The following is a 21,608-nucleotide window of genomic DNA, read 5'->3' as shown; positions in this document are numbered from 1 at the left end:
GTCCCCACCGGACGGCTTATTAGGGTAAACTTAAATCATCACAAAGACATCTATGAGCATGAGAGGTCCCACAGCTGCTTGCCAATCAATATCACCGTGATAGCGATAAATAAAGGACGGATATAGCTTGATCCTTTGCGAATCGCAAGACGCGAACCGACCCATGCTCCGGCGATCATCGCTGCTCCCATCACAATTCCGTGAACATAACTTACGGAACCCAAAACGATAAATGTCATCAAGCTCGCCACATTGCTCGTAAAATTCAACGCTTTCGCATTGCCTGCAGCCGTAACAAAATCATACCCGAGAAACAAAAACGCGAAAATGAGAAACGAGCCTGTACCCGGTCCGAAAAATCCGTCATAAAAGCCAATAACGAAGGCAGTCAGCATACTGAAAATATGACGCTTCTTCGTAATCCCTGAGAAAGTGGATATCTTGCCCCAGTCTTTTTTCAACAGCGTATAAACCGTTACCCCGATCAATAAAAAAATGACGAGAGGCTTTAGAAACGATGCAGGGACGTGTCTTACCATATAAGCCCCTAGTACCGCCCCCAGGAATGAGAAAGGGATCAAGCAGGCAACGAAGCGAAAATTAATTTTACCTGACCTGGCGAAGGTGATTGTGCTCGTGAATGAGGACATGGATGAAGCCAATTTATTCGTTCCAAGCACGACAGGCAGTGGCAGACCCGTCAGCAGCAGCGCGGGAACTGAAATAATACCCCCTCCCCCAACGACCGAATCTACGAAGGCAGCCAGGAAACCGAAGCTTATTAATAGGATTAGTATGTGCACACTGATGTCATCCAAAGAAAGAGCCCCCCAAAAAATAAACAATAGCCTTATTTTACTCCGATGAAAATGAACAATCTATCTTTCCTTTGCTGGTATGATTTGGCGGGACCCTTCATGGTATGATGGGATGAGATGATTATAAGTCAATGGTTAAGAATGAATGGCTTTTAAGCATAGGAGGCAGCATGGCACTTCATGAGATTTTGTTGGCGTTTTTGACCTTGCAATTCGTTATGGCACTCATCATGGCGGTTTTCCCTCGAGACGAAGTCATGAGGAGCAAAACAGGAATCTCTTCTTTCACCCCCAAGCCCAAATCTATAGGGGATTACGTTTTTAACGGCTTGGTCCTTTTCATATCAGGCGGCGCTCTGTTTATGGAATACATCAATGATCGTATCGTCAAAAAGCCTTGGCTCATGCGCGTGGGTATTCGAATCATGATTTTATTGGGTGCGTTATTCCTCGCATTCATATTTGCCGCTTTGATTTCTATATAAATAAATGACCCTTTGGAAACTGCAAAAGATATTGCACAGCACGCCAAAAAGCCGCAAGCAGCAATGTTGAATGCGGCGTTATTCACCCTGGGATATCCCTCGCTTTACAATTCATCCAGCATCGCCAGCAGCCTGTTGTATTTTGCCAACGTGTCTTGATCTTTGGCCCTGACTCCCGATTGATAGTACACAATATCGCCTGTACCGTCTTCCAACTGGTTCCTTGCCTCAAGAATACGCCTTACATTTTTGGCTGTCCCTATACTGCCGGAAATGAAGTCCACATCTTCAGGAAATAGCCTCTTTAAATGATTTGTAAAAAAAGGAAAATGAGTGCATCCTAACACAACCGTTCCATACTGGTTCACATCCAATGAGGACAGCTGCTCTTTCAAGTAGGGAATGACGTTCTCTTTATTGAATTGAAAATTCTCCGCAAGACTGACGAGTCCCGGAAGAGGCAAGCTGTCAACGATATCATGGTGCTCTAGGCTCTTAACGAGATGATTGAACTTTTCCTCTCTCAGCGTTAAGCTCGTCGCCAGAACTAGAACTTTTTTTCTTTTTTGTTCCCACGTCTGTACAGCTGGTTTTACAGCCGGTTCAATTCCGATAATCGGGAAATCATATTTTTGGCGCAGTTCTGCTGCAGCGATACTGGTTGCCGTATTACATGCTATGACAAGTGCCTTCACACCTTGCTTCGCAATAAAGTCGGCAGCATCCAAAATATATTCCCTTACCTCTTCCTTTGGCTTTTCCCCATAAGGAACATGCGAGGTATCCGCATAAAAGAGATAATCTTCATTCGGTAAAAAGCGCAATGCTTGATGCAATACCGTGATTCCGCCTATACCCGAATCAAAAAATCCTATTCTCACACATTTCACTCTTCCCGTTCATGATTTCAGATCTATTTTAGCACGTTTCCTTCCTAATATATTATAGTTCGTTATATGATTCGGTACATGGCCCTATTTTCCAGTCTGTATGGGGTTAAATCCGTGGAACGGAATCGATATATAAATAAACCCGGCCTGTTGATCAGACCGGGTTGTTAGCTGCCCAAATGCAGCCCTTAAAAATAAAGTCGTTTCATCTGTATCAGGTTCACTTGTTTCGAGAAGAGCTCCCTTACTTCAAGAGCAGGCTCGCTCAAGGTCAGCCTAAATTTACCGGCTCTTCCTGCGCGTCATCACATCAAAGATGACCGCTGCAGCCAATACGCCCCCGCGAATCATGTACTGATAAGAGACCCCGACACCGAGCAGGTTCATCCCGCTGGAGAGAGACGCCATCACAATCGCACCGATAATCGCGCCTGTTACTTTACCGACGCCGCCTGCTGAGGATACACCTCCGACATATGCAGCTGCGATGGCATCAAGCTCGAATAATGTACCGGCTGTCGTCGAAGCGGACTGCAGACGAGAGGTAAACAAGATACCGGATAGCGCGGAAAGCATTCCCATGGAACCGAATACGATATACGTAATCTTCTTTACGTTGATTCCGCTTAGATGAGCGGCTTCCGGGTTGCTTCCTACGGCATAGATATGTCTGCCGAGCACCGTCTTGGTAGACAGAAAATGATAGATCGCCACCACTGCAAGCATAATAATGACCGTCCAGGAGAAGCCGTTATAGCCTGCTAAAATCCAAGTAATATAAGCGATAATGGCGGAAACCATGACAAGCTTCAGGATGAAGATCGGGCGTGAAATAACCTCGAATTGATACTTCAGCTTATTTTTTCTTGTGGACAGTTCACTATAAATGTACAACACAATGCAAACCAGACCGAGCAGCAGCGAAAGCAGATGCAGCCCGTTCACTTCAGCGATCGACGGAATAAAACCGTTACCGATGGCATTGAAGTTGTCGTCCTTAATGATGATGGTTCCCGTCTTCTCCGTTACCTGCAGCAGCGCACCGCGGAAGATTAACATACCCGCCAGCGTGGCGACGAAGGAAGGGATACCAATCTTGGCCACCAATACGCCGCTGAACAATCCAACTACGATACCCAGCAGAAGAATGATCGGAATCGTGATCCACATCGATAACCCCACCTGTGTGAGCAGGATCGCCGTGATCGCACCGAGAAATCCCGCGGCATAACCAACCGAAAGGTCAATGTGCCGAATGACGATAACGAGGGTCATCCCGACAGCAAGTACCGCAATGTAGCCTGTTGAATCCAATAAATTGCTTATATTTCGTGATGACATGAACAGTCCGTTCGTCATAATCGTGAACGTGATCATGATGACAACAAGCGCGATGTACATCCCATAATCACGGATATTTTCTTTAACTAATGTTTTTGCTTCCTTGAATAAATTCATGGGTGAGCCTCCTTTCTACTGCGTTGCCAGTTGCATAATTTTCTCTTGATCGGCCTCTTCAATGGACAACTCGCCCTTGATCGCACCTTCGGCCATGACATAGACGCGATCGCTCATACCCAACACTTCACCGAGCTCGGAAGAGATCATAATAATGCTCATTCCTTCGCTGATCAGCTGGTTCATAATCGTGTAGATCTCAAATTTTGCTCCTACGTCGATACCGCGTGTCGGCTCATCCAAGATTAACAGCTTGGGTCCGACGAAAAGCCACTTGCCTAGGGAAACCTTTTGCTGATTACCGCCGCTTAAGTTGCCGACGAGCTGCTCCACGGACGGCGCTTTAATGTACATCGATTGCTTATAATCGTTAGCTACCTTGACTTCCTCATTGTCGTTGATGACTCCATTTTTTGAGATGCCGTGTAAATTCGCGGCCGATATATTACTCTTAATATCCTGGAGCAGGAATAATCCGTTGCCTTTTCGATCCTCTGTCACATAAGAGATCCCTGCCTTGATCGCATCGCTGGTGTGAGCGAAGGACTTCGGAGTCCCTTCTATCAGCAGTTCACCCTGCAGCTTGTAGCCCCTCGGGTTGCCGAAGATGCTCATCGCAAGTTCCGTCCGGCCTGAGCCCATCAAGCCCGCAATCCCGACAATTTCTCCTTTGCGCACATGAAGATTCGCATTCTTCACCACATGCCGTCCTAAATTCGCATCATAAGCGGACCAATTGCGGATCTCCAGCACTCTTTCCCCGTAATTCTTGTTATCTCGCTTCGGATAAATATCGTCAATTTCTCGGCCAACCATGTGCTTGATGATGGCACTTTCCGTAATCTCTCCCTTGGATCCATCCAATGTACAGATGGTTTTTCCATCGCGAAGCACGGTTGCTTTATCCGCAATCGAGATGACTTCCTTCAATTTGTGGGAGATCATAATGCACGTAATGCCTTGTTCCTTCAGCTCGCAAAGCAGTTTTAGCAGGTTTTCGCTGTCATCCTCATTGAGTGCAGCCGTAGGCTCGTCAAGAATTAGCAGCTTTACGTTTTTGCTTAGTGCTTTGGCGATCTCTACCAACTGCTGTTTACCTACGCCCAGATCCTTCACGAGCGTCTCTGGATTCACATCCAGCTTCACCTTCTCCAGCATTTGCTTCGCCCGAATAATCGTCTGGTTCCAGTCAATGACAGCGCCTCGTTTCACTTCATTGCCGGCGTAAATATTCTCGTATACCGTCAAGTCCGGGAACAAAGCCAGCTCCTGATAAATGATGGCAATTCCTGCCCCCACACTGTCGCTAATTCGATGGAACTGCTGCGTCTTTCCTTCAAACACGATGTCGCCTTCATAAGTCCCATAAGGATAAACGCCGCTCAATACTTTCATCAATGTCGACTTACCGGCTCCGTTCTCTCCGATCAGGCAGTGAATTTCGCCTTTTTCCACTTTGAAGTTGACATTGCTCAGCGCCTTCACGCCAGTAAACTCTTTGGAGATTTGATGCATTTCTAGGATATAGCTGCTCATCATGATTGCCCTCCTTTCCTAAACAACGAATGCATGGACCCCCGAATAGCGATGGATGTCCATCGCTATTCGTATCCGTGCCTATGTCCTGATCTTATTCCAAGCCAGTAAATTCGCTGGCTTCGTAGTAACCGGAATCGATCAGTTCCTGCTTCACATTCGCTTGATCGACTACGATAACATCCGTTTGCTTCGCTGCTACATCCATTTCACCATTATCGTAAGAGCCTGTAGTTTCAGGCGTTTCTCCATCGAGAATGGCAACTGCCATACCCATAGCGTCCTTCACAAGTGTACGCACATCCTTGAACACCGTCATCGATTGGTTGCCGTCGATGATGTATTGGATCGATGCCTTCTCCGCATCTTGACCCGTTACGATGAAGCTGGTTACTGCGCTGTCTGATGCAAATACGTCAGCGATCGAGCGAGCCGTTCCGTCATTCGGCGCCAGCACAGCCACATCGCCCTTCATATCAGCGGAAGCTGCAGTGAGGTGAGTTTGTGCTTTGTTCTTCGCTTCATTTGGATCCCAGTTCGTTGTGACCTGACCGATGATGGCACTCAGCTGATCGCGGGAAAGCTCAGCGCTGCCTTTCAAAGCTTCTGCTTCACTGGAGTTTGCGATCTTGAATGTGCCGTCCGCGATTTTAGGCTGCAGCACTTTCCAAGCCCCTTCGAAGAACAAGAATGCATTGTTGTCGGAAGCTGCGCCAGCATACAGATACAGCGGAATGCCTGTGCCTTGTGCATTGTCTACCAAATATTGAGCTTGAGCCGCACCTACTGCAAGGCTGTCGAAGGTCACATAGTAATCGACCGCATCCGTATTGGTGATCAATCGGTCATAGGAAATGACGGTGATGCCTTCCTTCTTCGCTGCTTCCACAGCAGCTGCGGCAGCATTGCCGTCTTGAGGACATATAATCAGTACCTCGATGCCTTTGTTGATCAATGTTTCAACATTCTCCTTCTCTTTGGCAGGAGAGCCTTGGCTGAACAAAATCTCAACCGTGTAGTCCGTACCCTCAAGCGCTTCCTTGAACCTTTGCTCGTCTTGGACCCAACGAGGCTCATCCTTCGTCGGAAGTACGATACCCACGTTCACCTCACCGCCGCCGCTGCTGCATCCTGCCGCAAGGATGGTCAGTATTGCGACTATCATCAATAAAGAAATGACTTTGAATTTACCTTTCATTTGTTCGTCGCCCCTTTTTGTTAGTTTCTTTTGTCTTACAAGTCCATTCTATAGCCGTCCCAGCACCTATGAAACCGCTTTTACTAGCACTCTTTTGCGACTATCTATACTTTTTTAACAAAATAAAACCACCAAGGTGCAGACAGCTGCAAACCTTGGTGGTTACTTAGGCAGTACTACTTTTCCGTATTTCTGTATACCTCTTCTTCCGTATGAAAACCGTCAGCTATAATCGTATCCATCACGTTGTGCCGATCTACGGCAATAGGTGTGAGCAGCACGGAAGGAACCTCGATCTTGCCGTTGTTAATTTTTTGATCTGCGACGACAGGCTCACCCATCGCAAGCTTTAACGCGAGCTCCGCCGCTTCTTCTGCGAGTAAATGAATCGGTTTGTATACCGTCATCATCTGTGTCCCCTCGACGATGCGCTGCACAGCAGCCAAATCCGCGTCTTGCCCCGCCACAGGGATTTTACCTGCGAGACCGCGGGCTTCTAACGCTTCGATGACACCGCCAGCCGTCGCATCATTCGCGGAGATCACCGCATCGATCTGATCGCCGTTCGCCTGAAATGCAGCTTCCATATTCGCTCTTGCGCTGGCCGGTGTCCAGTCCTGAGACCACTGGTCAAACACGATTCGGATATCGCCTCGATCGATCAGCGGCTGGAGTACATTGAAGACCCCTTGCTTAAATTGATGAGCATTATAATCAGTCTCTGCGCCGCCGATGTACACATAGCTGCCGCTGGGCACCTGTTTCTGCATCGCCTCCGCCTGCAGTTCCCCTACCCGCTCGTTATCGAAAGAAACATAAAGATCAATTTCCGCATTTCGGATCAGACGATCATAAGCGATCACTTTAATGCCGGCCGAATGAGCCATATTCACGATCGTTGCAGTCGCTTCGGCGTTGTGCGGAACAACAACAAGAACATCGATGCCGCTGCTGATCATGCGCTCCATTTGGGTTATCTGCAGTGCGTCATCGCCGCTGGCTGCCATGATCTCCACTTCCGCACCTAATGCTTCCACTGCTTCCCTGAACAGGTCTCGGTCTCTCGGCCAACGTTCCTCCAGCAATGTATCCATCGCGAAGGCAATTTTGATCTTGTCCTGATCCGTATCGGAATCCGGCACGGCCGATTCGTCCGCCTTCTGCTCTTCCGCCGGAACAGTATGCATATTCCCGGCACTGTTCTCACAGGCCGAAAGGCTCAAGAGCATGACCATCGCAATGAAGATGAGCCTCATCTGAGTAAATAACCGGATCATTGGCAACGCTTCCTTTACGATGAAAGATCAACCGCCTGCACTATGGTTACCTAAGAGCATCTTCCGATACTCCGTCGGCGAGGCGGCGCACATTTTCTTAAATACTTTACTGAAGTAGTTCGGATCGTGATATCCGACCTCAAACGTGATTTCTTTCAAACTCTTGCTGGGATCGCTCATCAGCCTCTTCGCTTTCTCAATACGGCACTCGGTCAAGAAATCAATGTAGTTGATCCCCAGCTGTTCCTTGAACAGCTTACTGATATAGAAAGGGCTCAGGCTCACCCTTCTCGCGATGGCTTCGAGAGAAATGTCCTCATGGGAATGTTCCATAATGTACCTCTTCACCTGATAGATTGCATCCGGACCTACCTGACTATAATGCTCTGTATACGATTGCCGCATGCGCTCCAGCCACTGCTCCGTCTCCGTCCGCAGCTGCCTGTATTCTTGAGATTGGAATGAATATATCGGTGTTCCCGTCTCTATGCCCATCTCACCAAGCACTCTTGAGACAATCCAGAGCAGCTCCAGCGTGCGCTGCTGAGCTTGCAGCAGATTCACGTCCTCCTGCTCAAAACGGTCGATGAGCTCCATGACATCTGTACGCACTTGCTCCCATTGTCCCAGCCGGATCTGTTCGATCAGCTCTTTCTCCCGCTGTTTCGCCTGGTGTCCATCGCCTAAGCTATCCACCACCTTGACATCCGAGTAAAATCGGTATTTCACAGGAAGCGAAGTATCCATTGTCGCAATGAGCGATTCCTGATAAGACTGTCTAATCCGATCCATCTCATCCCTCACGTTCCCGATACCGATGAACCAGTCCGCTGTCGATTGGGTTAAGGCCAAGATCTCGAGGGCCAGCTCGGTAGCTTGGAAGCGAAAGGACTTCTCTGGATCTCGAAATACGACGATCGGCAGCTGACGGCCATACAGCGCACCGACCCATCCGCTGCCAACTTGGCGGACTCTCTCTTTAATCGCTGTATAAAAGCTTTCCGAGCCGGAGGGCAGCAGAACCAGCATCACGAAAGACTCGCCTGTCTTCCGTCTGTCCAGCATCTCAATCAGGACATCCAGATGCACCTCATGCACATGGTCGAACAGCAGCTGCGTCACCACATCCGTCTCAACCAAAGGCAGCGCTTTTTTCAGCACGTCCTGCTGATGCTTCATCGATTCCTGCGATTGACGCTCCTCTTCGATCTCCCCCAGTACCTTGCCCACCGTCGCTACGATCTCGCTGGCTTTGCTTGGCTTCAGCAAGTAATCTTTCACGCCCAGCTTGATCGCTTGACGCGCATAGTCGAACGTATCATAAGCCGTCACCATGATAAATTTGATACCGGGATTGGCTGCGATGATGATCTCTATGGCTTCCAGACCGTTCATGCCCGGCATCTTAATATCCATTAAAATCAAGTCTGGCTTCCATTCATCTGCCAGCTGTACAGCGATTTTCCCGTTCTTCGCCTGCGCGATTTCAAGCTCCGGATACCCCCTTTGCAAGATCGCCTGCAATCCTTCTCGTTCGATCTGCTCATCATCTACGATCAGGAGCTTCACCATAATTCTCGATCCTCCTTGCTTTAGGTATTTTCAGCAATACTTTCGTCCCGCGTCCTGCCACACTTTCGATATCGATCACATCCTCCTCGCCATAGAAGAGGCGCAGCCGCTTCACGACATTGCTGAATCCGATGCCTGTCGAATGTCCTTCCGATTCGACATGCTCGCCGCTCAGAAGCTGATGGATCTTCTCATCCGGCATCCCTGGGCCGTCATCTTCAATCTCGACGATCACCCGATCAGCTCCATCCATCACGCGAATCCAGATGACGCCGCCGTCCTCCATCGGTTCTACCGCATGAATGACTGCATTCTCAATAATCGGCTGCAGCGTCAGCCCCGGAAGCTGTACATAAAGACACGATTCGTCAATTTCCATGTGCAGCGTTAATCGTTCCGTCAACCGAGCCCTCTGAATGTCCATATACTGTTTCAGCACGCTGACTTCATCGTACAGCGTGACGGACTTGTCCAGCCGCTTCAAGTTGTAACGCAGCAGGCCTGCGACGCTCACCAGCAGATCGCTTGTTTGTTCCGCTCCCTCCAAATATGCTTTCTTCGATAGTGTGTCCAGCGTATTAAATAAGAAATGCGGGTTAATTTGACTCTGCAGACTATGGAGCTGGCTTTCCTGCAGCAGAAGCTTGTTGTCCTGCAGTTCTTTCTCAAGCTGGGCCTTCTGTTGTATCTCCGAAATTAAATTATTGATATTGATTCGCATCCGATTGAACGTTTTGGCGAGAAAGGCGATCTCATCGTTGGAATGGACCTCCACCTCCTGATCGAATCTCCCCCTAGACAGCTCATTGGCGGCCTTCGCAAGCTTCTGCACCGGTCTTGTAATGCTGAGCGAGAAACCATACGTAAACAGCAGAAGCAGATAGGTGATCAGCAGAAGCAGCCATATCCCTAACTCCTTCAGTTCAGCCGATTGCTCGATAATGCCCCGATAAAAGCGGTCATACGTCTTCAGCTCGATATCGAGCAGCGTCATCGTCATTTCCGAAATATAACCCGAAATGCGCGTGGCCTCGTTAAATTCATTGGTAGCCGCCTCGATGTCACCTTCCGAGTGAAAAAGGAGCGATCGATCCGTCGCCTCGATAAAGCTGTCGATTAAATGCATATAATTCGTAATATCAAAGTCATTCTCCGCGTTTCTTAAATCTACGACCTCGCTCTTCGCAGCCTGTATGCGATTCTTATGGTCCTCCAGCTGCTTAAAGTTCGATTCGGTTGGGGTGAGCAAATAATTATTAAGATACGTCACCATCTGCTGGCTCACTCTCGTCACTTCATTCAGCCGCAAATATCGCTGCAGAATTTCGTTATATTGGCTTTGCGTCTTTTGGTTATAAAAGGTGAGAGCGATCCAGATCGCCGCCATAATGAACATGACGACCGAAACAAGCAGCCATATTTTCTTCTGAATCTTATTCATGAGCATCCATCGCCTTCAGCATTCGAATGTCGGTAAAGTAGCCGTCTGCATCCAGCGGAACTTCCTCGCGCTGCAACCACCGCACGATCTTCTCCACACTCATCCTTCCCATCTGTTCAGGGGACTGCTCGATCATTCCGTCCAGCACGCCCTGCTCGTAAAGCGTGATCGATTCGGTACCGTCATCAAAAGTATAAATATAATAGGGGGCCACTTGAGAACGGCTGCGAATCTCCTGAATCATCGCCCCCGCGATGTTGGCATTCACCGCGATAAATGCATCCGCTTCAGGCATCCGGTTCAGCAAGTCCCGAGTCGCCTGGAACACCTCTTCCCGCGTCGTGGGCGTGTCCACATAGACCGCCTGAACATTCGGGTAATCCTTCAACACTTGATATATCCCGTCTATTCTTTGCTCCTGGTAGTATTTCTGATGGCTATCGCCCATAAGAATGACGGTACCCTCTTCTCCCATATCTGACAGCAGCTGTCTGGCAATCATTTCACCCGCCAGCACCTGATCAGAACCGACATACGTGCGTCTGAGACTTTCCTCCATCGGCACGTCATTCGCCACAGTAATGACAGGAATGCCATAGAAGGCTGCTTTAATTTTCGTCAGTTCTTTGAAAATATCCGTATCCAATCCTTGCACGATAATCCCGTCCACCTTCGATTGGATCGCGATCTCTACCTGTCTAAGAAAGTCTTCCTGGTTATTCCCGTAGCTCCCCCAGATTTTAAGGTTGGCGCCTTCTGCCTCCGCCTGCTGAAGCGCCCCTTTGCCTACCTTTTCCCAGAAAGGCGTGTCCAGCTCTTGGGTAATGAGAACAAGGCGATACTGTGCCTGATCCCCATCGGATGCCGAGGGCAATTGCCAGTCAGAGCGAAAGGCCTTACCTATCGATATGATGGTAAAATAGCAAAGAATGACGCCAATCGTGCCAAAGATGATAATTTTTCGCAAAAGACATGGCCCCTTCTTCCGAATTACATTTTTTTCAAACCTCTCTCACAATGAGAGATACGCGATTTCTCCATCAATATACGAAGTTTATTTCACGGAGGGACATATTATTCTGCATGCATTCCCGGGTAAGCGCTAACAAAAACTTCATTTAGCCACTTTTGAAATGACGCCAATGGTAATAACAACGAATCCCTTACCAAATGAAAAAAGAAGCACGATCTAGTTCTAATAGTCTATAAAATGAATGAAAATAAGTAAATAGAAAAGTATACACTTCGATTCCCCCATTTTCCAATAAACTAAACCTAGTTCATCTAAATATCAAAAGAAACAATTGCTAATCGATCCCATACGATGTACGCTTCATTTTAAGGACAACCGTTCTTTTATTCAAAGATACGACTGCCAATGATTTTTGATAAAAATAGACACTCCTTCACCCTTAACATTCGTTAAGATAAGTACATAGACCCGCTGCAAGCGGTGACATCAATTTTTAGTTAGGAGGAGGTGAATGAGTACGGTTGAGATCATCCAGCGTGTCATTGATTTCATAGAGGATCGCCTTGACGAGCAGTTATCCTTGGATCAGATCGCCCAAGCGGCTGCCATGTCGGTGCCGAATCTGTACCGAATCTTTTATGCGATGACCGGTCACCCTATCAAAGAATACATACGCAAACGAAGAATTAGTGAGGCAGCTTGCCTTCTTCGTCATACCGGCCTCTCGTCCAAAGAGATTGGATTTCAGTGCGGCTTCGAGACGTATCAGACGTTTATCAAGACGTTCAAGCGAACCACCGGTCTGACTCCAGGACTGTATAGACAAACCGAGATCATTTACTATTTTGAGCGAATGAATTTGTCCGAACGCGAGACTTATCTAGAAGAAAGAGAGATTTCCGAACGTTACCCGGATGTGAAAGTCATCCGTCTTGCACCGCAAATGGGAGTCAGCTATGTCCATATTTCCGCTCAGGAGGAAGGTATTGAAGAACAGGCGCTCCGTGCTTTTCAAACCCTTCTGCACGAAAGTCAGATCGACATCCGCAAAATGAGGCTGTTTGGCTGGAATGTCGATAAAGAAGAGAATCAGTCATTGTTCGGGTACCAATTGGCTGCAGTCGCCCAGGAGCCATTCGATTTCACCATAGACCATTCGGAATTACGCCCCATTACTCTGCCCGGCGGTACCTATGCGGTGACGTGGACACCTTTTGACACGGATAAGGCGATCGTAAAAGCGTGGAATCGTCTGCTGTCAGAATGGCTGCCTCGAAGCATCTTTGAGCTTGGAGAACGCGGATTCTTAGAAGAATACCAACAATACAGCGGACGTGTGGCACGATTGAAATTGTATCTTCCAGTTCAGCAATCTCACGAGAAGGAAGGCATTACATTGCTCGACCGTGCACCTCTGAAGGTGATGTCATTTCGAGCAGAAGGTGAACGCAGCGAGGTGATAGCAGATGAGGCCGCTGCGCAATGGTTAACACGTAACGGCTTCGTTGGGGATCAACGCCTTCAAGTATTCATGCATTGCAGCTATGGGCATTCGTCCGATAAAAGCAGCACATATGAGATCTGCATCACCGTACCTGAGGGATATCCCCCTTCCCAAGAAGAAGAAGCCCTCGTGTCAATGATGGAAGGCGGTCTTTACGCTTGTTTAACAACAAGAGCTTACGGTTCTATGACCGGTGTCCTTGAGCAAATTTATCGTTGGCTCGGCGCATCGGATGAATACAAGGCCGATGATGAACGATCATGGTATGCACATTATATACCCCATGAAAGCAGCCAGAACTGGGCCGGTACGGATCTTGAAAGATTCGTGAGAGTGAGCTGCTGCGTGCCTATCGTTTTAAGAAACGCGTCAAAGGAGGAGAGGTCATGAGTGAAATGCCCGCAGGCAAACCGTCGCCGGAAGGATACAGACCGTATGTCATTCCGAAAACACTAAAAATGATTTATGGAGGGAAAACGATGAATATGCAAAATGAATCGGAGAAAAGCAGTGCACAAGCGAGTCCGATCAAAAATAAGGTGGGCAGCATTTTCATCCCCGTGCGGGATATTGAAAAGTCCCGCAGCTGGTACTGCCGGGTGCTTGGATTGAATGAGACGGATTGTCAAATTATGAATGGACATCTATGTCCATTGCCTATGGAGGGAACCGGAGTGATTTTGGATACGATGCCGATGTGGGGAGGCGATCAGCCAGGCGGGGCCCCTTCCATCGATACTCCTGCCTTTATGTTCGTTACGGATGATCTGCAAGCTTCCCTCGAATATATGAAGCAAATCGGAGCGGAGCTCGTCACTGAGATTGAGCATGATCATTGGTTCGTCGTGCAAGATCCCGACGGCAACAAGCTTATGATTTGCCGTGAATAAGCTTTAGGCTAGAGCTCCATTCACATGCAAAGCTGAACGACCTCCATGATAACGCTGCTTCATCCTTGAGGTCGTTCTATTATCATTCCACATAATTTTAAATATAGGTAACCTCTGCTTACCTGCTTTCCATTTTCTGAATCGATTCCCCCTGCGTACCTTTCGCTGCGTGAGATCGCCGTTCAAAGGAAAAGAAGATCATCGCCACACCTAACAAGGCACATACCATATACATCATTGAATATGAAAACAGATCCGCTACAGGTCCCATCAGCACACCGCCCAGCGAAACGCCTAAATCCGCCGTCGCGATAAATAATCCGATCAGCACATTGCGGCTCGATAGCGGCAGAACAAAGGTCAAATACGTTGTCAGCGTAGGATAGATCAGGGCCTGAGCCGTCCCCATCAAGATGGCGCCTGCATAGAAAAGAATCGCTCCGCCTTGCAGCGACAAGCTTACACATAACGCAGCCGCAGCTAAGACGAGCATCATCCCCATCATATATGAGGTGTGCCATTTACCGTCGGACGGAATTTTCGTTCGCAGCGTAAACCGGGCCAACACAACCGTAGCCGCCTGCAGCATGAGATAGATGCCAGCATGCCCGCTGTCCAGCTCCTTCGCATAGAGCGGTATAAAGGCGGTCACCGCACCGAAAACGGTAGATGCGGTTAACATGAGGACGCTGCATTGGAACAAAAAGGGGTTTTTCACGAGCTGGCTAAGTGATTGGAACGTGCCCGCCGTCTGCTCCGCATCCTTCTCGGCGCTTTTCTCCTGCTGCTGTTGGTCCATCCGTACACTAAATCCCACGAGCCCTGTAGTCATCGCTATCGCGATCATCGTCCAAGTAAAATAGTCCATCCCGCCCGCTTCCCACATGCCTAACGCCAACATAGGTCCAACGATCCCAGGCATATACGAGAACAAAGAATACAGTGAAATCCCCTGGGAACGATCCTTCTCCGGGAGCGCATCGATAATGCCGATCTGAAGGGCCATCGAGAAAAATGCGGTGGACACGCCTTGCAGTATGCGGGCAACGAAATATCCTCCCAGCCCGGTAAACGGATATAGCAGCAGGGCTAATCCATTCAGAATTAAAATGATACGCAGTACCTTAATTGGCCCATGCTTGCCAATCAGCTGCCCTGCCCATGGCCTAAAAAACATCGTGGTCAACATGTATGCGCCCATGATCAGCCCAACCGTCGTATTCGCAGCTCCTAACGCTTCGCCGCGCAGCGGAATCATGACATTCAATATGGCATTCGCACTAAAATAGAACAGCGTCAATATATACAATCGCAGAAAAGGCCACGATAATGCACCGCTTCCCATGCTCTCCTCCTCCTTGCCCGATCCAGCCGCTACAAAGAAATGAGCTTTTGCAGCAATGTTCTCGCATAGGCAGACTGAACATCCCTTAATTGCTTTGCAGGGACCATCTCTTCGATTTGGCCGTTTCGAAAAATGATGATGCGATCACAAATATACGTGGCTGCTTGGATATCGTGTGTTATAAAGATATAGCTCATCTGATACAAGCTTTTTAATTCAATCAGCAGGTCCAACACTTGAATTTGCACGGAGACGTCTAAGGAACTGATCGCTTCATCGAGCACAATACATTGCGGCTCCGTTGAAATCGCTCTTGCAATACAGACTCGCTGCGCCTCTCCTCCGGATAATTCATGCGGGTATTTTTTGCGGTAGGACGGATTCAACCCTACTTGATGCAAAAGCCGGTCGACCTTCTCCGATTGTTCCTGGCGAGGCTCTTTAAGCATTTTGAGCGGCTCCATAATGGCCTCTTCCACTGTAAAGAATGGATTGATGGAGGAAGTATAATCTTGAAACACAGCACTCAGCTTGCCTGCTCTGGCCCTTTTATCCGTCACATGCTTTCCATCCAAGAGGACGCTGCCCCGGTCCGGCTTTTCGATGCCTAAAATGATGCGGCCTAAGGTGGACTTTCCGCTGCCGCTTTCCCCGATAATGCCGAGACATTCGCCCTTCATGCATTCAAAGCTGACCCCATGCAGAACGTGCTGCCTCTTGCCTGAAAACAGCCCTCCGTGTGGATATGCTTTTTCAACTCCACTCACCTTCAGCAACTGCAACGCCCTCCATGATTTGTTCAAAATGACGGCTCATCTTGCGCTTCGTCGATACTAAATATTTCGTATATTCATGCTGTGCCGCTGTAAAAATGGTCTCGGTCTCTCCTTTTTCGACCACCACCCCGTCCTTCATCACCAGCACCTCATCGGCAAGCTTTTTCACCACACCTAAATCGTGGGAAATAAAGATCATGGAGCAGCCCATTCGTTCCCGCAGCTCCATCAATTGTTCTACGACTTCGTATTGCGACAGCGTATCTAGAGCGGTCGTCGGTTCATCCGCGATCAGGATATCAGGCTCTAGCACGAAGGCCAGCGCAATCATCAACCGCTGGAGCATGCCTCCGGAGAGCTGGTGCGGATATTTATTCATGATTTCAATCGGATTCTTCAATCGAACGCTTTCCATGGCCTGTTTCATTTTGCTGACGATTTCCGCGCGGCTCCAGCCGTAATGCTGAGCTAGCGTCTCCTTGAAATGAACGCCGACCACACAGGACGGATCAAAGGCTCGCATCCCATTCTGCAAAATCATGCACAGCTGTCTGCCCCGCTTCCTGCGCATTTCCTTTTCGGAGAGCTGATTCAAATCCTCTCCGCGAAATCGGATCACTCCGGTTTGGCCTATCCAAGCCTTGTTCAGTCTCATGATCGCTCTGCATGTCATCGACTTTCCGCTGCCGCTTTCGCCCACGATGGCTAGACAGCTGCCTTCCTTGACATCGAACGAGCTGCCATGAAGGATCACCTTTCCTGTGTTCTTGTCCCAAACTTTCAACTGTTCAACCTCGAGTATATTCATCGTTTATCTGGCCACCTCTTTCTCCTGAAGCGTCATCTGGGGTGCGGTAAACTCGCCTCGAAGCTTAGGCCTTGAGGTGAACAGCTTAGGATCTAAGGCGACTTGAAGCGCATCGGATAAAAATTGAAAGGCCGAAACGACCACAATGATGGCAAGTCCCGGCGCCAGCATCAGCTCCGGTCTGGAAAACATCACTTCCCTCGCCTCATTGAGCATCATCCCCCACTCTGCTGTAGGTGCTTGAACCCCTAAGCCTAGAAAGGAAAACCCTGTGATCTGCAAAACCATCGATCCCATCGCGCTGCTGGATATGACGGCGATATCGGATAATGTCACCGGAACAATGTGTCTGCATATAATGGTCCAATACGGGGTGCCCACGGCTCTAGCAAATTTGACATAATCCTGTTCCGCATACTGCATGACAGACGTTCGGATTACCCTTGCAAACCATGCCCATTTCATGAATATAAACGCGATCAATATGTTCGTTAGACCGACGCCAAAAACGCCAATCAACGCTAGAGTCATAACATATTCCGGAAATGAGAGCATCATATCGCAAATTCTCATAATGAAGGCATCGACTTTCCCTCTAAAATAGCCTGCAACTAAGCCTAATATAGCCCCTACTGCAACAGATACGGCTAATGCAGCCAAAACCCATAACACACTAGGCTGAATGCCATAAATCATTCGAGATAAAATACATCTTCCCAAGTGATCGTTTCCAAGCCAGTATTCCCATGTGGAGCCTGCGTAGCGAAGCTCCATGTTGACTTCCTCCGGGTCATGCGGGGCAAATAGAGGCGCCAAAATTCCAACCACTACGACCGCAGCAATCATAAGCAGCGAAGCTGCAGCTATTTTGTCTTTGAATATATTTTTTAATATGTTCATTTACACAGCCTTCCTTAACTTAGGATTCAAGGCAGCATTGATCATATCTGATATCGTATTAAAACCTACGAAAGCAACGGCAACGATCAGCACATAGGCTTGGATCATGGGAAAGTCCCGGCTTAATATGGATCTTACACTTAAGCTGCCTAATCCGGGCCACGCAAACACATTTTCGATGACGACCGTCCCGCCTAATATGATTGGGATCGCCATACAAAACACCGACACAGCCACCTGCAGCGAATTTCTTAAAATATGTATCGTAATCTTCCGCTCGGACAAACCGCACGCCCTGCCATACAGCACATAATCTTCATTTAAGTTACTCAGCATCGAGCTTCGGACCATTCGAAAATAAATACCCGCATAACTGACCGCGATGGCGATGACAGGAAGAACATAGCTGCTTGCCGAATCCATCCCGCTCGTGGGCAGTACGTCCAGATTTACGGAAAAATACCATATGAGTATGGAAGCGAGCCAGTAGGGGGGCATCGCCGTTAGGAAAAATGCAATGCCCCTTACAGACTTATCCAACATTTTGCCTTCCCGCATCGCGCAGATGACTCCCAGCAGGATCGACATAGCAATAATGACGACCGAAGATACAAGCGTTAGCTTGAGCGTATTTAGTAAAGCCGGACCGACAAGCGACCATACCGGTTTGCCTGTCACATAGGAATTTCCGAAATCCAATTGCAAGCACGCGACGAGCCAGTCGAAATAACGGATGAGAAAGGGCTGATCCAAGCCTAGCTCCGCTCTCGTTTGCGTAATCAACTCATCCGTGATCTGAGGAACGCCTTGCGCCTGCAGCACCACTTCAGCCGGGTCTAAAGGGGAAATATGAATAAAGGCGAACGTAATCAACGATATGGCCAAAAGGAGAGGAATCGATAAAAGAAGTCTTTTCAACATATAGCTTCCCACACAAAGTCCCCTTTTCTATTCAAAATACATGCGCTCAAAGGGCAGCTCGAACTGCGTTTGCTTAAACGAAATGCCTTTCAGATCGTGAGGAGCGACCACCGTCACACTGCCATTGGAGATCGGTATAAAGACGGCCTCATCATGGACGATGTTTAAAATATCCGCGTACAGCGACTTCCGCTTCCCTTCATCGGTAGACACCATAACGTCATTAATTTTTTGATACAGCTCATCGGCTCTCGCAATCCCCCTCGTCGTATGTAAATAAGAAGCCTCCGACGTAAACGCGGCGATCGTGCTCTGCGGGTCGTATGCTAATCCCCACGTTTGGTTGAATAATAATTCGTAATCGCCGGTTGCCCTCCGGTTCGCAATGGAATTCGATTCCTCGCCCATAATTTCCAGCTGAATACCTAACTTTTTCAAAGCATTCTGAATAAATTCGGCTTGCGTTTTTTGAGATGAAGATTGAACATCGTAATATAGCTTAAGGGCCAGCTTGCTGCCGTCCTTCGTCCTGACTTCCGCGCCGCTTTCCAAAGTCCAGCCCGCTTCTTCTAAAATGGCTTTCGCTTTATCGAAATCATAGCCTCGTTTCTTCAGCTCGACTTGGGCATAATTCACGTTGGAAGAGAACAAGGTATAGGCTTCTGCCTCCGTACCGCTTAATATATGCTTCGCAATGGTTTCCCGATCGATCGCATGCCAGATCGTTTCCCGAACCGCGGTTTCACGAATAGGGCTGCCTGATTTGCTGCTGTTGGCCACGATCATCTTCGTATTCATCGGTTCACTTCGAACGATCTGATAATCGCCGGTATCCACCAATTGCTGCATCGCTTCCACATCCAAGCTGTCTGTGCCTCGGTCATCGGTGAAGACGAAGTTCACTTCTCCCTTGAGTAAAGCCAGATAAGTCGTCTCCCCTGCCGGCAGCACCTTGGCCGTAATTTTCTTGATAGCAGGAACACCGCCCCAATAATGATCGTTCGCTTCAAATACGGCATATTCATCGGTTTTGTGCTCGGTTAACTTATAAGGCCCTGTTCCGCTGTATCCATTGACACCATCCTTCGTGCCGCCATCTTTAAAATCTTTCGGCGATATAAACACATAGGGTCTTGTCATGGATAGCTCAACCAGCGCAGGGTAATACGATTCGGACAGCACAAGCCGTACCGTATGCTCATCGATCACATCGCAGCTGACGATCTTGGTAGACAGCTTAATCCAAGCGTGCTTTTCCGCATTGTGCTGTACCGCATCGATATTGAGCTTCACCGCTTCGGCGTTGAACGGTTCCCCGTCATGGAAGGTGACATCCTTTCGCAAGTGAAAGGTATACACCTTCCCATCCTCCGAGATTTCCCATGATTCAGCTAGGAGCGGCTGAATGCCTTCTTTCGTGTTTTCCACTAATGATTCGTACACCATTCCTTGTGCCGGCATCGAGCCCGTATACAAATGGGGATTCATATCGTTGATATCTTTGGCTGTTGCATAGATGAGTTCTTTATTCTGGCTCTCCACATCCGTATTGGCTGCGGTTCCTTCTTTGTTCTCGCTGGAGCAAGCCGCTAATGCTGCTGCGCATAACAGAATGCAGGCCAATAACTTCACCGGTTTTCGTTTCATTGCAGGTCCTCCTTTGTTTGTGTGTAAAGCTTGTGACTATTCGTAATAATTACGATTTAACAATATTTGATATTTTAGGTTTAGTCAAGAAGTTTTTGAGGAGGTATAGATAAATATCCTTTTCTGCAACATAGATCGAATGAACTTAGATATAAAAGAAGCCCCAAAGGGCTTATTCAAAAGAAAAGGCATGGACTGGTAAAATACCGAGTTCATGCCCTAGCCATTTTATTTTTCATCATCCATTGTATCACGTTCTCGTAATAAGCTATTTCGTGAGGGACGAAATGATTTTTGCCTACCATTCGTTCTACCCAAACTTTCTGGTCATCCTTCATGACGAATCCTTCTGCTTTAATTTCTTCGATTTCCCCATGCCACATCTTACAGAATGAATCAAACTCCGTTCGTACCAATCCCGTTACTTCTTCCCTTTGGAGCCGTGCGTCATCCAGGAAATGCTCACCTTCGTATAAATAAACATGGGCGAGTTCCTTATCGATAAAGCCTGGTCTCGTCACACAATACTCGATGATTCCCAGCGGGATTAAATCTTCTATGGACACGTCGATTCCCAGCTCTTCTTCGATCTCCCTCACGCCATCAGAAATCGTTTCGTGCGCGAGGAGATGGCCGGCAGCGGTGATATCCAGCAGATTAGGATAATCCTTCTTCAACTTACTGCGAAGCTGAAGATAGATATATGTCTTTCCTCCTTCTCTACTCACAAACCAGCAATGAAACACTTCATGCCAATAACCTAAACGATGTACTTCTTCACGGGTCGCGGTACCGATTGGATTTCGCTGATCATCGAAGATCTTCAACATTTCGTTTTCCACAAATAACAAGTCCCTTCTACTCTTAAGTCGTCGTCTATGTTCCTACTCGAAGCGACGACATCGGAATCTTTTGGACAAAATGTTTCTCGATGAATGCAAGGACGTCATCATTGCCCGGCAAAGTAACCTTCTCTATCGCTTCATGAAATGTCAACCATTCATAATCACTATGTTCATGATTTAATATAACCTCTTGATCATCCTCCTACTAAAAAGTATTTTTTTCTCCTGTTTCCGCACTCATTCTCATTATTTCAACTTTGACAGCTTAAGAGATAGTAGTGGAGAATGTTCTCTGAACCTCGATTTTCTGTAAGAGCGTAGGCG

General features: G+C 48.0%; 19 protein-coding genes. 3 read left to right on the top strand and 16 right to left on the bottom strand.

Going from position 1 to position 21,608, the window contains the following annotated elements; translation table 11 throughout:
• Positions 1 to 50: 50 nt before the first annotated feature.
• Positions 51 to 818: a TSUP family transporter gene (locus tag ACFPXP_RS12020; RefSeq protein ID WP_379894468.1), complete on the bottom strand. Its 768-nt coding sequence runs from the start codon at positions 816 to 818 to the stop codon at positions 51 to 53.
• A 170-nt stretch (positions 819 to 988) separates the two neighbouring features.
• On the opposite strand from ACFPXP_RS12020, the gene ACFPXP_RS12015 reads away from it, so the two are divergent.
• Positions 989 to 1,303: a hypothetical protein gene (locus ACFPXP_RS12015; RefSeq protein WP_379894467.1), complete on the top strand. Its 315-nt coding sequence runs from the start codon at positions 989 to 991 to the stop codon at positions 1,301 to 1,303.
• A 104-nt stretch (positions 1,304 to 1,407) separates the two neighbouring features.
• Here the strand turns inward: ACFPXP_RS12015 and murI are convergent, their stop codons facing one another.
• From murI to ACFPXP_RS11975, 8 genes are all read right to left on the bottom strand, one after another.
• On the bottom strand, positions 1,408 to 2,184 hold the full coding sequence (murI, locus tag ACFPXP_RS12010; RefSeq protein ID WP_379894466.1) for a glutamate racemase: 777 nt from the start codon (positions 2,182 to 2,184) through the stop codon (positions 1,408 to 1,410).
• Positions 2,185 to 2,475: 291 nt separating this feature from the next.
• Positions 2,476 to 3,651 carry a sugar ABC transporter permease gene (locus ACFPXP_RS12005; protein WP_379894465.1) on the bottom strand — a complete coding sequence of 392 codons (1,176 nt, stop codon included), beginning with the start codon at positions 3,649 to 3,651 and terminating at the stop codon, positions 2,476 to 2,478.
• A gap of 15 nt (positions 3,652 to 3,666) precedes the next feature.
• A complete protein-coding gene (locus ACFPXP_RS12000) occupies positions 3,667 to 5,187 on the bottom strand; it encodes an ATP-binding cassette domain-containing protein (RefSeq protein ID WP_379894476.1) in 1,521 nt (506 codons plus the stop codon).
• Between the two features lie 94 nt (positions 5,188 to 5,281).
• Complete coding sequence (locus tag ACFPXP_RS11995; RefSeq protein WP_379894464.1) at positions 5,282 to 6,385, bottom strand: sugar ABC transporter substrate-binding protein; 1,104 nt, start codon at positions 6,383 to 6,385, stop codon at positions 5,282 to 5,284.
• Between the two features lie 176 nt (positions 6,386 to 6,561).
• Positions 6,562 to 7,662, bottom strand: coding sequence for a sugar ABC transporter substrate-binding protein (locus tag ACFPXP_RS11990; protein ID WP_379894463.1), 1,101 nt, complete (start codon positions 7,660 to 7,662; stop codon positions 6,562 to 6,564).
• A 27-nt stretch (positions 7,663 to 7,689) separates the two neighbouring features.
• Complete coding sequence (locus ACFPXP_RS11985) at positions 7,690 to 9,234, bottom strand: response regulator (RefSeq protein WP_379894461.1); 1,545 nt, start codon at positions 9,232 to 9,234, stop codon at positions 7,690 to 7,692.
• On the bottom strand, positions 9,209 to 10,675 hold the full coding sequence (locus ACFPXP_RS11980; RefSeq protein ID WP_379894460.1) for a sensor histidine kinase: 1,467 nt from the start codon (positions 10,673 to 10,675) through the stop codon (positions 9,209 to 9,211). The genes ACFPXP_RS11985 and ACFPXP_RS11980 overlap by 26 nt, the downstream gene beginning before the upstream one ends.
• Complete coding sequence (locus ACFPXP_RS11975; RefSeq protein WP_379894459.1) at positions 10,668 to 11,642, bottom strand: sugar ABC transporter substrate-binding protein; 975 nt, start codon at positions 11,640 to 11,642, stop codon at positions 10,668 to 10,670. The genes ACFPXP_RS11980 and ACFPXP_RS11975 overlap by 8 nt, the downstream gene beginning before the upstream one ends.
• A gap of 517 nt (positions 11,643 to 12,159) precedes the next feature.
• On the opposite strand from ACFPXP_RS11975, the gene ACFPXP_RS11970 reads away from it, so the two are divergent.
• Positions 12,160 to 13,542, top strand: coding sequence for a helix-turn-helix domain-containing protein (locus ACFPXP_RS11970; protein WP_379894458.1), 1,383 nt, complete (start codon positions 12,160 to 12,162; stop codon positions 13,540 to 13,542).
• Positions 13,539 to 14,042: a VOC family protein gene (locus tag ACFPXP_RS11965; RefSeq protein WP_379894457.1), complete on the top strand. Its 504-nt coding sequence runs from the start codon at positions 13,539 to 13,541 to the stop codon at positions 14,040 to 14,042. The genes ACFPXP_RS11970 and ACFPXP_RS11965 overlap by 4 nt, the downstream gene beginning before the upstream one ends.
• 118 nt (positions 14,043 to 14,160) lie before the next feature.
• Here ACFPXP_RS11965 and cntE read toward each other — a convergent pair whose 3' ends face one another.
• The 7 genes from cntE to ACFPXP_RS11930 form a co-directional block, all read right to left on the bottom strand.
• Positions 14,161 to 15,387 carry a staphylopine family metallophore export MFS transporter CntE gene (gene cntE, locus ACFPXP_RS11960; RefSeq protein WP_379894456.1) on the bottom strand — a complete coding sequence of 409 codons (1,227 nt, stop codon included), beginning with the start codon at positions 15,385 to 15,387 and terminating at the stop codon, positions 14,161 to 14,163.
• Between the two features lie 29 nt (positions 15,388 to 15,416).
• Positions 15,417 to 16,163, bottom strand: coding sequence for an ABC transporter ATP-binding protein (locus ACFPXP_RS11955; RefSeq protein WP_379894455.1), 747 nt, complete (start codon positions 16,161 to 16,163; stop codon positions 15,417 to 15,419).
• Positions 16,141 to 16,971, bottom strand: coding sequence for a staphylopine uptake ABC transporter ATP-binding protein CntD (gene cntD / locus ACFPXP_RS11950; protein ID WP_379894453.1), 831 nt, complete (start codon positions 16,969 to 16,971; stop codon positions 16,141 to 16,143). Before cntD ends, ACFPXP_RS11955 begins: the two co-directional genes overlap by 23 nt.
• Positions 16,972 to 16,974: 3 nt before the next feature.
• Complete coding sequence (gene cntC, locus ACFPXP_RS11945) at positions 16,975 to 17,871, bottom strand: staphylopine uptake ABC transporter permease subunit CntC (RefSeq protein WP_379894451.1); 897 nt, start codon at positions 17,869 to 17,871, stop codon at positions 16,975 to 16,977.
• Positions 17,872 to 18,804 carry a nickel/cobalt ABC transporter permease gene (gene opp1B / locus ACFPXP_RS11940; RefSeq protein WP_379894450.1) on the bottom strand — a complete coding sequence of 311 codons (933 nt, stop codon included), beginning with the start codon at positions 18,802 to 18,804 and terminating at the stop codon, positions 17,872 to 17,874.
• 15 nt (positions 18,805 to 18,819) lie between these two features.
• A complete protein-coding gene (cntA, locus tag ACFPXP_RS11935) occupies positions 18,820 to 20,439 on the bottom strand; it encodes a staphylopine-dependent metal ABC transporter substrate-binding lipoprotein (protein ID WP_379894449.1) in 1,620 nt (539 codons plus the stop codon).
• Positions 20,440 to 20,651: 212 nt separating this feature from the next.
• Complete coding sequence (locus ACFPXP_RS11930) at positions 20,652 to 21,281, bottom strand: NUDIX hydrolase (protein ID WP_379894448.1); 630 nt, start codon at positions 21,279 to 21,281, stop codon at positions 20,652 to 20,654.
• Positions 21,282 to 21,608 lie beyond the last annotated feature (327 nt).

Origin of the sequence: Marinicrinis lubricantis (assembly GCF_042658665.1) — a bacterium.
Lineage (GTDB): Bacteria > Bacillota > Bacilli > Paenibacillales > KCTC-33676 > Marinicrinis > Marinicrinis lubricantis.
This window is presented reverse-complemented; position numbering and strand designations above follow the sequence as displayed.